General features: G+C 57.2%; 12 protein-coding genes. 8 read left to right on the forward strand and 4 right to left on the reverse strand.

Annotation, left to right across the window (positions count from 1 at the left end):
• Positions 1 to 1,257: 1,257 nt before the first annotated feature.
• Together ACYVIA_RS20135 and kbl are read right to left on the reverse strand one after the other, a co-directional pair.
• On the reverse strand, positions 1,258 to 2,241 hold the full coding sequence (locus ACYVIA_RS20135; RefSeq protein ID WP_460843966.1) for an NAD-dependent epimerase/dehydratase family protein: 984 nt from the start codon (positions 2,239 to 2,241) through the stop codon (positions 1,258 to 1,260).
• A gap of 11 nt (positions 2,242 to 2,252) precedes the next feature.
• A complete protein-coding gene (kbl, locus tag ACYVIA_RS20140; RefSeq protein ID WP_460843967.1) occupies positions 2,253 to 3,464 on the reverse strand; it encodes a glycine C-acetyltransferase in 1,212 nt (403 codons plus the stop codon).
• A 149-nt stretch (positions 3,465 to 3,613) separates the two neighbouring features.
• On the opposite strand from kbl, the gene ACYVIA_RS20145 reads away from it, so the two are divergent.
• From ACYVIA_RS20145 to ACYVIA_RS20170, 6 genes are all read left to right on the forward strand, one after another.
• Positions 3,614 to 4,189: a helix-turn-helix domain-containing protein gene (locus tag ACYVIA_RS20145; RefSeq protein WP_460843968.1), complete on the forward strand. Its 576-nt coding sequence runs from the start codon at positions 3,614 to 3,616 to the stop codon at positions 4,187 to 4,189.
• Between the two features lie 232 nt (positions 4,190 to 4,421).
• Complete coding sequence (locus tag ACYVIA_RS20150; RefSeq protein ID WP_460843969.1) at positions 4,422 to 4,583, forward strand: periplasmic nitrate reductase, NapE protein; 162 nt, start codon at positions 4,422 to 4,424, stop codon at positions 4,581 to 4,583.
• A gap of 73 nt (positions 4,584 to 4,656) precedes the next feature.
• The gene (locus ACYVIA_RS20155) at positions 4,657 to 4,929 is read left to right on the forward strand and encodes a chaperone NapD (protein ID WP_460843970.1); all 273 of its coding nucleotides are present in this window, start codon (positions 4,657 to 4,659) and stop codon (positions 4,927 to 4,929) included.
• Positions 4,926 to 7,424 (forward strand): nitrate reductase catalytic subunit NapA, encoded by a 2,499-nt coding sequence (gene napA, locus ACYVIA_RS20160; RefSeq protein ID WP_460843971.1) that lies wholly within the window; start codon positions 4,926 to 4,928, stop codon positions 7,422 to 7,424. The genes ACYVIA_RS20155 and napA overlap by 4 nt, the downstream gene beginning before the upstream one ends.
• Before the next feature lie 9 nt (positions 7,425 to 7,433).
• Positions 7,434 to 7,898, forward strand: coding sequence for a nitrate reductase cytochrome c-type subunit (locus ACYVIA_RS20165; RefSeq protein ID WP_460843972.1), 465 nt, complete (start codon positions 7,434 to 7,436; stop codon positions 7,896 to 7,898).
• 12 nt (positions 7,899 to 7,910) lie between these two features.
• A complete protein-coding gene (locus ACYVIA_RS20170; RefSeq protein WP_460843973.1) occupies positions 7,911 to 8,492 on the forward strand; it encodes a cytochrome c3 family protein in 582 nt (193 codons plus the stop codon).
• 72 nt (positions 8,493 to 8,564) lie between these two features.
• Here the strand turns inward: ACYVIA_RS20170 and ACYVIA_RS20175 are convergent, their stop codons facing one another.
• Together ACYVIA_RS20175 and ACYVIA_RS20180 are read right to left on the reverse strand one after the other, a co-directional pair.
• Positions 8,565 to 9,887: a homoserine dehydrogenase gene (locus ACYVIA_RS20175; protein ID WP_460843974.1), complete on the reverse strand. Its 1,323-nt coding sequence runs from the start codon at positions 9,885 to 9,887 to the stop codon at positions 8,565 to 8,567.
• 72 nt (positions 9,888 to 9,959) lie between these two features.
• A complete protein-coding gene (locus ACYVIA_RS20180; RefSeq protein ID WP_460843975.1) occupies positions 9,960 to 11,192 on the reverse strand; it encodes a pyridoxal phosphate-dependent aminotransferase in 1,233 nt (410 codons plus the stop codon).
• 189 nt (positions 11,193 to 11,381) lie between these two features.
• Between ACYVIA_RS20180 and ACYVIA_RS20185 the strand changes: the two genes are divergently transcribed.
• The gene (locus ACYVIA_RS20185) at positions 11,382 to 11,753 is read left to right on the forward strand and encodes an Mth938-like domain-containing protein (protein WP_460843976.1); all 372 of its coding nucleotides are present in this window, start codon (positions 11,382 to 11,384) and stop codon (positions 11,751 to 11,753) included.
• Positions 11,754 to 12,149: 396 nt separating this feature from the next.
• Complete coding sequence (locus ACYVIA_RS20190) at positions 12,150 to 12,599, forward strand: peroxiredoxin (protein ID WP_460844040.1); 450 nt, start codon at positions 12,150 to 12,152, stop codon at positions 12,597 to 12,599.
• The last annotated feature ends 158 nt before the right edge of the window (positions 12,600 to 12,757 follow it).

The following is a 12,757-nucleotide window of genomic DNA, read 5'->3' on the forward strand; positions in this document are numbered from 1 at the left end:
GTGGAGCTTGTGGCTCATGCGCTACGCGCACCGGCCACAAGCTCCACGGCCTTCCATCATTATGGAAAAGGACCCTTAAAAACCAAGATACAAGGGGCAAGCAGCATCCCTTCGGGGAGTTGGAAAAAAAATGACGACTTCGTCTATTCAGTCGATAACGACTATTGCACCAGATGGAAGTGGGCACGCTTTCACGTCAGGCCAAATCTTGAAGCCCTATCCCCACCATTACAGTGGGACCTTCGCTTTTTCCATCCTCCCATACCCGCTCCGCCATGGGCCTTCCTGTTGGTCGGCTTGCCTGTCTTCATGATCCAAGACAGGCGACGAGTCGGGCTTACCACGTTCCCCACGATACCGGCACGGCCATACTGCGCCGTACATGACTGTTTAGGGTCTGACTCTCCTCCGGTGGTTCAGTAACGACGTGACCCCAAGCTTGACGGGATCAACCAACCACACACCTTTTGGTTCAGGCCAACAGCAGCTTCTGCCTGTCAATGTTTACGAAGGTTCAAACGTCAGTTCACATTACATTACCCATGCAGCCTCACCTAGCCCCTCAACCGCCTTGCTGCTGGCAGTCTCCATACGCCCATTCACATGGGACGTACGCCGCTTGCGCGGGAGTTCATTGTCATCAGAGCTTCACACCCCTCCGTTACCGGAGACGCACGTCTGATTAGGTGACGAGTGGTCGCACACTCGGTCGTGGCACCGACAGTCAAAACAACCGACTGTCGAGCACGACAAGGTATCGCAGAACTTCTCGCGATCTTTGTTTGCATCTTTCCTGTGGAGCCAATGGCTAGCCTCTGGGTTCCTCGGGTAGGAGAAACCCAAACTTCAAAATATGGAGATTTTGTTGCGTAAAGGCGACACGTTACACGTCTTGTGGACGGAGATTGCGCGATAAATCGAGAAATTCCAGGGGAACCCTAGGATATTCGATGCCCGCGATAATCCCTTGTGGGCATCGTATCTGGTCGGAGTTCCCTGTTTGCGTTGGACGCAGCTAGAGAGCCGGTGGGAGCAGCCTTCTTGAGAAATCTATGAATTCCCAAAAGAATCAAGGCTCTACCCACATTTTGCAGGAAAGTTCGTATGGCAGTCAGACTGCCAACGTGGTACTACTTTTGCCGCGTAGCGGCGAATCGCGACACACGTGTCGCACCAAGCCTCACATTATAAGGCCGTGCGCCTGCTTCCTCACCGTTTCGTCCGGTTATGCACGCCAACCGTGCCACTTCGGCAACTTTATGCAGCGTGGTGCAAATGCCGCGATTGGGAACGCGACTGGGGATGGATATTGGCCAGCATATCGGCAACCAACTCCTTCAGGCCGATCTTCGCCTTCCAGCCCCAGTCGGCGCGCGCATAGGTATCGTCCAAGCTGTGCGGCCAGGTGGCGGCAATCTCCTGCCTGTGGTCCGGCCGGTATTCGATCTCGAACGATGGTAATTGTTGCCGGATTGCCTCCGCCAGTTCGCGTGGGGAAAAGCTCAGTCCGGCAACGTTGTACGCGGAGCGGATTCGGACGAGCTCGGCAGGCGCATCCATCAGCTCAATCGTGGCGCGGATCGCATCCGGCATGTAGATCATCGGCAACGTGGTTTCCGGGCCGAGGAAGCAGGAGTAGCGCTCACCGCGCTTGGCCGAATGGAAGATCGCGATCGCATAATCGGTCGTGCCCCCGCCCGGCGGCGACTTGTGGCTGATGATGCCGGGATAGCGGATGCTGCGCACGTCCACGCCATACTTGCTGAAATAGTATTCACACAGGCGCTCGCCAGCCTGCTTGCTGATGCCGTAAATCGTGGTGGGGTCCATCACCGCCAGCTGCGGCGTATCTACCGCCGGCGTGTGCGGGCCGAAGGCGGCAATCGAAGACGGCCAGAACACCTTCAGCGGCTTGCCGGCCGCGTTACGTTCACGGGCCAACTCCAGGATGTTCAACAGGCCGTTCATGTTCAGCGTCCATGCTTTCAGCGGCGCCTGTTCGCCAGTGACCGACAGCAGTGCGGCAAGCTGGTACACCTGCGTAATGCCATAGCTCTCGACAACTTGTGCAACGCGATTGCTATCCAGCACATCCAGCGTTTCGTAACGATGTGCGCCAAACAGACTGCGCGGCCCGATGTCGGCGGCAACCAGGTTGTCTGCGCCATGCTGTAACGTCAATGCCTCCACCAGCTCGCTGCCAATTTGACCATTGGCGCCAATAACCAGAATTCGTTCCATTCTTTACTCCATCAATTCTTCAAGATTCCCAGTTCCTGCCCGGCCTGCCTGAATGCGGCGAGCACGCGATCCAGCTGTTCCGTCGTGTGCGCCGCCGACAGCTGCACCCTCACCCTCGCCTGCCCCATCGGCACCACGGGATAAAAGAAACCGGTGACCAGCACGCCGAGTTCATACAGGCGCTGCGCAAACTTCTGCGCAAGCGGCGCGTCGAACAGCATCACCGGCACGACCGGATGCGTGCCCGGCTTGACGGTGAAACCGAGTTGAGTGATGCCCTTGCGAAAGTAGGCAGTGTTCGCGTGCAGTTTGTCCCGCAGTTCGGTGGATTTGGACAGGCGCTCGAGCACCGCCAGCGAAGCGCCCGCAATGGCCGGGGCGAGCGAATTGGAGAACAGATACGGCCGCGACTTCTGGCGCAGCGTCTGCACCACCTCCTTGCGTGCCGCGGTAAATCCACCCATCGCGCCACCCAGTGCCTTGCCGAGCGTGCCCGTAATGATGTCGATGCGCCCCATCACGTTGTGATGCTCATGCGTGCCGCGCCCGGTCTTGCCCATGAAACCGGTGGCATGGCATTCGTCGATCATCACCAGCGCGCCGTACTTGTCGGCCAGGTCGCAGATCTTGTCCAGCTGCGCGATCGTGCCGTCCATGGAAAACACGCCGTCGGTCACGATGATCTTGTGGCGCTTGCCGGATGCCGCCTGCAGCTGCGCCTCCAGGTCGGCCATGTCGTTGTGCTGGTAGCGGTAGCGCGCCGCCTTGCACAGGCGGATGCCATCGATGATGGAGGCGTGGTTCAGCGCATCGGAAATGATCGCGTCGTTTTCGTCGAACAGCGGCTCGAACACGCCACCGTTCGCATCAAATGCCGCCGCATACAGGATTGTGTCGTCCATGCCGAGGAAGTCCGACAACGCGCGTTCCAGCTGCTTGTGCACGGTCTGCGTACCGCAAATGAAACGTACGGAAGACAAACCGTAACCGTACTTTTCCGTCGCCTCGATCGCAGCACGCACCATTGTTTCGTCGCCGGACAGTCCGAGGTAATTATTGGCGCACATATTGATCAGGCGGCGGCCGTCGTCGCATACCACTTCTGCCCCTTGGCGGGAGCTGATCACGCGCTCCGGCTTGTACAGGCCTTGTTCGCGCAACTGGTCCAGGTTGCGCGCGAGCCCCTCATAAAACGCCTGTTTTGCCTTGTCTGCCATGGTCATGTTCCTTGTTGCTCGCAATATTTGCTTAGTGTTATTAAGATCCGTCTGTTACGATACAGGTTCACTAAAAACGCATTTGTTCAATATTTAGAACGATTGTTCAATATATTGAATACTAATGACCAGCGCAAAACATTGCAAGCCTCTTCATGAAAAAAACTCAAGCCCCGAATACGCCGCCGGAAGTTGGTGCCACCCTGCAAAGAATCCGCCTCAAACGCGGTTTGACACTCGACGACCTGTCGCGTGCGGCCGGCGTATCGAAATCGATGCTGTCCCAAATTGAAAGGGAAAAGGCGAACCCCACGATTGCCGTCGCCTGGCGGCTTGCCAATGCACTGGGTATCGGAATAGAAGAATTGCTCGCGACCAACGCGCAGGAAGCAGAATCGATCCATGTGCTGGAAGCGCATGAAACGCCGACGCTCCCCGGCAACCATGCGGGCTATGTGCTGCGCATACTGGGCCCCATGGACCTCGCGGGAAAGTTCGAATGGTATGAGCTTACGCTTGCGCCAAACGGTGCGCTCCGGTCCAACCCGCACGATCCCGGCACCATGGAACACCTGACACTGCTCAGTGGCGCCATGGATGTCGAGGTCGACGGAAAGACAAAAAAGCTCAAAGCCGGCGCGACAGCGCGTTTTCAAGCCGATAAAGCGCACGCCATCCATAATCCGGGCAAGACCGAGGCGAAAGCACTACTGGTCGTCATCCACCGCTGACCCCACCATCCACACCTGTTCCGGGCTCCTTGAGCCCGGACACATCTTTCCCCATCCTTGCCGTTCGAGAAACAGGCTTACCGAAATTAAGTTTGTTCCATCTGCTCGACGGGAACCATTGTTGTGTCGATTAATCTATACAGCGAGAAAACACTTCGCCCGGGCGTCCTTGCTGTGCGCCGCAACAAAGCAACGCCTCCGGATTCTTCAACTGTCCGCCTGAGGAAAGTGAATGGATAGTGACCGCCAGGCGCCTACCAAGGCCCAGGAACTACGTGCATTCTTCTTCTTGACGATCGTGACCGCACCCGTCCTTGCCGTGATGGTGGTCGGTGGCTACGGCTTCTTCGTATGGATGTACCAGCTCGTGACCGGCACGCTGCCATCCGGTTGAAACACCACTTGGGAGTACGAACCAAGCGGAGCATTTGCTTCGTTCCCCCGTGAACGCTGAAAGGCAGCCATTGATGGAACAGGAAGTCCATATTGCCGGCATTGTGGTGTATTCGCTGCCGGCCCAGCTTGACAATACGAAGGCGCGCATCGCCTCCCTACCCGCCGCAGAGATCCATGCCGCCAGCAAAGACGGCAAGCTCATCGTAACCCTCGAAACGGACAGCATCAGACACATCCTCGACTACATGGATGCCATTCGCGCGCTGCCGGGCGTCGTCGATGTCGCCCTCGTCTACCAGCATGCGGAACCGCTGACCGCGCTTGACCAGGAGATCCCATCATGAAGAAGCTTACGCGACGCGACTTCATCAAACAGACTGCGGCCGTGACGGCCGCCAGTTCCGTCGGCGTTTCGCTTGAGGCGCAAGCCTCGAATGTCATTACCGACGCATCGAAAACCCAGCTGAAATGGGACAAGGCCCCGTGCCGCTTCTGTGGCGTCGGCTGCGGCGTCAACGTCGGCGTCAAGGATGGACGCGTGGTTGCTACGCATGGCGACATCAACGCCGAAGTTAACCGTGGCATCAACTGCGTGAAGGGCTACTTCCTGTCGAAGATCATGTATGGCGAGGACCGCCTGACGCGCCCGATGCTGCGCATGACGAACGGCAAGTACGACAAGAACGGCGAATTCACACCAATCTCCTGGGATGCCGCATTCGACATCATGGCGCAGAAATTCAAGCAGGCGCTGCGCGACAAAGGCCCGACCTCAATTGGCATGTTCGGCTCCGGCCAGTGGACTGTTTGGGAGGGATATGCGGCGGCGAAGATGTTCAAGGCAGGCTTTCGCTCCAATAACATCGACCCGAACGCGCGCCATTGCATGGCATCCGCCGTAGCGGGCTTCATGCGCACCTTCGGCATGGACGAGCCGATGGGCTGTTACGAGGATATCGAGAATGCAGACGCCTTCGTCCTGTGGGGCTCCAACATGGCAGAGATGCATCCGATCCTGTGGACCCGCGTCACCGACCGGCGCCTGTCCGCGCCGCACGTGAAGGTTGCGGTGCTGTCGACCTATGAGCATCGCAGCTTCGAGCTGGCGGACAACTCTCTCATCTTCCGGCCGCAGACCGACCTCGCGATCCTGAACTACATCGCCAATTACATCATCCAGAATAACCGCGTGAACCGGGATTTCGTTAACAAGCACACTCGCTTCGTCCTCGGCAATCCCAACATCGGCTATGGCCTGCGCCCCGAACACCCGCTGCAGAAAGCGGCAAAGAACGTAGGCGATGCCAGCGGCGGCAAACCCATCACACTGGATGAGTTTGCGCGGTTCGTCAGCCAGTATGACCTCGACTCGGTTTCCAAGCTGTCGAACGTTCCCAAGGAGCGCCTCCAGCGCCTCGCCGAGTTGTATGCCGATCCCAAGACCAAGGTGATGTCCTTCTTCACAATGGGGTTCAACCAGCATACGCGCGGCACCTGGTGCAGCAATCTGCTGTACAACCTGCATCTGCTGACGGGTAAGATTTCCACGCCGGGCAACAGTCCGTTCTCGCTGACCGGCCAGCCGTCCGCCTGCGGCACCGCCCGTGAGGTCGGTACCTTCTCGCACCGTCTGCCGGCGGACATGCTGGTGGTGAATCCCAAGCACCGCGAAGTGGCAGAGAAAATCTGGCAGCTCCCTCCCGGCACCATTCCCGATAAGCCCGGTTACCATGCTGTCGTCCAGAGCCGCATGCTCAAGGACAGTAAGCTCAATGTGTACTGGACCATGGTCACCAATAACGTGCAGGCAGGTCCTAACGTGATGCAGGAAATCCTGCCCGGCTGGCGCAATCCCGACACCTTCGTCATTGTCTCTGATGTATATCCCACCGCATCTACGCTGGCGGCGGACCTGGTGCTCCCTGCGGCAATGTGGGTAGAGAAGGAAGGCGCTTACGGCAATGCAGAACGCCGGACCCAGTTCTGGCATCAGCTCGTCAACCCGCCGGGCGAGGCACGGTCCGATTTGTGGCAACTGGTGGAGTTCTCCAAGCGCTTCAAGATGGAAGAAGTCTGGCCGAAGGAGTTGCTGGACAAGGCGCCGCAATGGCGCGGCAAGACGATGTACGACATGCTGTTTCGGAACGGCGTAGTGGACAAATTCCCGAACAGCCAGATTGAGGCAGGCTTTGCGAACGACGATGCAAAGGCATTCGGCTTCTATATCCAGAAGGGCCTGTTCGAGGAGTACGCGCAATTCGGCCGCGGCCATGGGCATGACCTCGCTCAATTCGACGTGTACCACAAGGAGCGCGGACTGCGCTGGCCGGTGGTCAACGGCAAGGAAACACAATGGCGCTACCGCGAAGGCACCGACCCCTATGTGAAGAAAGGCGAAGGCTACCGCTTCTACGGCATGCCGGACGGGAAGGCTGTCATCTTTGCCCTCCCCTATGAACCCGCCGCCGAAGAGCCCGACAAGGAGTATCCATTCTGGTTATCGACCGGACGCGTGCTGGAGCATTGGCACACCGGCACCATGACGCGCCGCGTGCCGGAGTTATACCGGGCGGTGCCTAATGCCGTGTGTTACATGCATCCGGAGGATGCCAAGCGCCTTGGCGCACGCCGAGGCGACCTGGTGGAAATTGCGTCGCGCCGTGGCTCCATCCGCTCGCGGGTGGAAACGCGTGGCCGCAACCGGCCTCCACAGGGCCTCGTGTATGTGCCCTTCTTCGATGCCAGCCAGCTGATCAACAAGGTCACGCTGGATGCCACCGATCCCATCTCGTTCCAGACCGACTTCAAGAAGTGCGCGGTCAATGTACGCAAGGTATAGGAGGCCAGCATGAAGAAACTGATTGTCGCCCTGGCGTTACTGGCGCCCTTCACGATGAACGCTGCCGATCTCCAGGACAAGATGCGTGGCGCAACGCCGCTTGACCAGACGACGCAGCCGCCGCCGCTGGTCAACCCGGATAACAGCGACGTGCGACGTTCGCGCAACTATGCAATGCAACCGCCGGTGGTCCCGCACAAGATCGAGGGCTACCAGCTGGACAAGAATGCAAATCGTTGCATGATGTGCCATGCGCGCACACGCACGCAGGAAAGCCAGGCGCCGATGATCAGTGTCACCCACTTCATGGACCGCGACGGCAATTTCCTCGCCGAGCTATCGCCGCGCCGCTACTTCTGCCTGCAATGCCACGTTCCCCAGGCGAACCTGAATCCACTGGTGAACAACCAGTTCATGGATGTCGATACGATGCTGAACCAGCCTGCAGCCCCTGCACCGGCCAGGAAAAAATAAAGGGGGCCGCTCATGAAGCAACTGTTCAAGCGCTACTTGTATATACTGCGACGACCCAGCACCCACCTGAGCTTTGGCTTTCTCACGATCGGCGCCTTTATCTTCGGCATCCTGTTCTGGGGCGGCTTCAACACCGCTATGGAAGCGACCAATACGGAGAAATTCTGCACCGGTTGCCATGAGATGCGGGATAACGTCTACGCGGAACTGCAGGGCACGATCCACTTCACCAACCGCAGTGGCGTCCGCGCGATCTGCTCCGACTGCCATGTGCCGCACAACTGGACCGACAAGATGGCACGCAAGATGCAGGCATCCAAAGAAGTGTGGGGCAAGATCTTCGGCACCATCGACACCCGCGAGAAGTTCGAGGCGCACCGGCTCCAACTGGCGCAAAACGAATGGCGTCGCCTGAAGGCGAACAATTCGCTGGAATGCCGCAACTGCCACCAGTTCGAGTCCATGGATTTCACCAAGCAGTCCAAGCGCGCCGTCAACGCACACTCGACGCAACTCGCCAGCGGTGAGAAAACCTGCATCGACTGCCACAAGGGCATCGCACACCAGCTGCCTGATATGGCAAATGTGAAATAGGCGTGCCGGCCTCAACGGCCGGCACGCCTAATCAGATTGGTTTCTGGGATGCGTCTGGTCGACGCCGCCGGATCAACTCAGCTGCTCAAGGCGAATCTTCGTCACCGGTCCCACGACGGTGGATAGCGCTTCAATCTTGGCAATCGCTGCAACGACATTCTTCTCCTGCGTCTGGTGCGTCAGGATAATGATGTCAGCCTTTGTCTCTCCCTCGGCCGGCTCTTTCTGAAGCATCGCATCGATCGAGATTGTGGAATCCGCGAGGATGCGCGTGATATCAGCCAGCACGCCCGGCTGATCTGCCACTTGCATGCGCAGGTAATAGCTCGTCGTGACTTCCGACATCGGCACGATCGGCGTATCTGTCATTGCATCCGGCTGGAATGCGAGATGCGGCACCCGATGTTCCGGATCGGCAGTTGCCAAACGGGTGATGTCCACCAGATCGGCAATAACGGCAGAGGCAGTTGGTTCCGAACCAGCACCCTTGCCGTAGTAAAGCGTCGCGCCAACCGCGTCGCCGTGCACCAGTACTGCATTCATCGCGCCTTCGACGTTTGCGATCAGACGCTTGGCCGGAATCAATGTTGGATGGACGCGCAACTCGATTCCGTCCTTGCCATTGACTTGCGTACGCTTGGCAATGCCCAGCAGCTTGATGCGATAGCCCAGCTGCTCTGCATAGCGAATATCGGTTGCCTGCAGCTTGGTGATGCCTTCCACATGCGCCTTATCGAACTGCACTGGAATACCGAAGGCGATCGCTGCCATGATGGTTGCTTTATGCGCCGCGTCCACGCCTTCGATATCAAACGTCGGATCGGCTTCCGCATAACCGAGGCGTTGCGCCTCCTTCAGCACCACATCGAAATCCAGGCCCTTGTCACGCATCTCTGACAGGATGAAGTTCGTCGTGCCGTTGATGATGCCCGCAAGCCACTCAATACGGTTTGCAGTAAGTCCTTCGCGCAATGCCTTGATGATCGGGATGCCGCCGGCAACAGCAGCTTCGAACGCGACCATCACGCCCTTTTCCTGCGCAGCCTTGAAAATCTCGTTGCCGTGCGTTGCTAGCAGCGCCTTGTTCGCCGTGACGACGTGCTTGCCATTCGCGATTGCCTTCATCACGAGGTCCTTCGCAATGCCGTAGCCGCCGATCAGTTCAACGACGATATCGATTTCCGGATTGTTCACCACCAGGTTCGCATCAGCGACGACTTCACATTCGCCGTTGGTCAGCTCCTTCGCACGGGCGGTATTCAGGTCCGCCACCATCGTAATCTGGATGTTGCGGCCAGCGCGGCGCGTAATCTCTTCCTGATTACGCTTGAGTACGTTGAATGTGCCGGACCCGACGGTGCCGATGCCTAACAAGCCTACTTTGATGGGTTTCATAGTCACTAAAAAATAAAATGCTGCCGGAGGCAATCCGGCAGCGGTACGTTGATTGAGGTGAGCCAGGCAGCCTTATGCGGCAACCTTGTGCCGCCGGCGATATCCATCCAGGAAGCGTGCGATCCGGCCGATTGCTTCAGTCAGGTCGTCCGAATTGGGCAGGAAGACGACACGGAAATGATCTGGTGCGATCCAGTTGAAGCCGGTGCCCTGGACGATCAACACCTTCTCTTCCGCGAGAAGTTCATACGCAAACTTCTGGTCATCCGCGATCGGGTAAATCTTGGGGTCGAGCTTCGGGAACATGTACAAGGCAGACTTCGGCTTCACGCAGCTCACGCCGGGGATGTCCGTCAACAGTTTATGGGCCAGATCGCGCTGCTTCAACAGGCGGCCGCCGGGACCAACGAGGTCGTTGATGCTTTGATACCCGCCAAGTGCAGTCTGGATCGCGTATTGACCTGGCGCATTGGCGCACAGACGCATCGACGCCAGCATGTTGAGGCCTTCGATGTAGTCTTTCGCGTGTTTCTTTTCGCCGGACACCACCATCCAGCCGGCGCGGTAGCCGCAGGAGCGATAATTCTTGGACAGGCCGTTCAGCGTCAGGAACAGCACATCGTCGGCCAGCGACGCGATTGACGTATGCACTTCGCCGTCATACAGGGTCTTGTCGTAAATCTCGTCGGCAAACACGATCAGCTGATGCTGGCGCGCGACCTCAACGATCTGCTCGAGCAATTCAACCGGATACAAGGCACCGGTCGGGTTGTTCGGATTGATAACGACGATCGCCTTGGTGTTCGGCGTAATCTTCTTTTTGATGTCGTTAATATCCGGCAACCAGCCTGATTCCTCGTCGCAGATGTAATGCACAGGCTTGCCGCCGGACAAGCTCACGGCGGCTGTCCATAACGGGTAGTCCGGCGCAGGCACCAGCACCTCGTCGCCTGAATTCAACAAGGCATTCATGCCCATCACGATCAACTCCGAAGCGCCGTTGCCGATAAAGATATCGTCAATCGTCACGCCCGGGATCTTCTTTTCCTGCGTGTAGTGCATGATCGCCTTGCGTGGCGCGAACATGCCTTTGGAATCGGTATAACCGGCTGCATTAGACATGTTCAGGATCATGTCCTGCACGATCTCGTCCGGCGCATCGAAACCGAACACGGCCAGATTGCCGATATTCAATTTGATGATCTTGTGGCCCTCTTCCTCCATCTGCTTGGCTTTTTCCAAGACGGGGCCGCGGATGTCATAGCAGACGTCTGCCAGTTTTTTGGATTTTTGAATCGGTCGCACTCGTGCAATCCCTTGAAGTCTAAGCAAAGTTTGGGATGCAATGCTGCACCGCCAGAACATCCCATTTTGCCGAAAGGAAGGCGTTTTATCAATGTATCCGGGGACCTTTTGGGATGGAAAACGCTACAATGCCCCATCTTTTTCTTCTAATTGCTGGAAATTCCCGCCGGGCGGCGGGTCTACAAGGTCATGAAGCTCCACTCCACTCCGACTCAGCATTATCAAACCGTAACCGCCTACGATGATGAGGCGGTCGAAATCAACGCGGTACGCTTTTCCTACAGCCTTTTTGTATTGCCGGAAACTCCTCCCGTAGCATGGCCGCCAACATCATTCGAGAGCCTCACAGCCGAGCATTTTGCGCAGCTTGGCGCCACTAATCCGGATGTCGTCATACTCGGGACGGGCAAACGCCAACGCTTCGTTCATCCACGCCTGACCTCGTCGCTCACAGAGCGCCGCGTCGGCATTGAATGCATGGATAATCAGGCAGCCTGCCGAACGTACAACATTCTGATGGGCGAAGGCCGCAAGGTCGCTCTGGCATTGATCTTCGATTGAGTCGGACGTACTTACACCCAACGGTTCACATCCGCCAAACATGCATGCGCTTTGGTACGAGCACTCCCGGTATTACGCTGCGAGCAGCATAGGTCAGCCTTGAAATAAATGAAATTGACCTCATCTGGTTTTCGTTGCGTTTAAAACCTGGATGCCAAAGCAAATGCGCGCGAACAACGGCACAGAGGTTCCAAGCGGGAATTACGCTCCACGCTACCGTAACGAGCAGCATACAAGCCAGGCACGAGACGCATCTACGCACGCGGTTTCCAATAAACTGAACATTCGCTAACATCCCGGTTGCGCCGATACCAACGGTACGGTCGTCAAACATGTCGCCACAAGCGATAACTGCATCAGGAGAATAACGTGGCAGAAAGCCCATCCGCACTTAACATGACCGTACCCGACTTTACCGCGGCCATGACCGGCAACCAGACATTCAAGCTGTCTGCCTGCATGGGCAAGACCGTCGTGTTGTACTTCTACCCGAAGGACAATACACCCGGCTGCACGACGGAGAGCCTGCATTTTCGCGACTTGTATCCGCAGTTCAAACAGGCAAACGCAGAAATATTTGGCGTGAGCCGAGACAGTATCCGCTCGCATGAAGGATTCAAGGCAAAGCTCGAACTGCCGTTCGAACTGATCTCCGATCCGGATGAAACCTTATGCGTGATGTTTGATGTCATGAAGATGAAGACCATGTATGGCAAGCAAGTCCGCGGGATCGAGCGCAGCACATTTGTGATTGACGCAACAGGGAAATTGGTGAAAGAATGGCGTGGAGTGAAAGTGCCTGGGCACATTGATGAAGTACTGGAATTCGTGAAGGCGCTGGCGTAATCGCGCAATACGCAAACAACATTGAATCTAAAAGATTTTTATTGCAGAAGGCCGTTTGTGGAAGAGGCGTCGAGCCTCCCCTCAAACGGCTTTTTTGTTTCGCAACGTTTCCCCTCCCTGTTGTTCAACCCACAGCACGATCGTTTGGCCCCGCGAGC

The organism is Noviherbaspirillum agri, assembly GCF_054780595.1.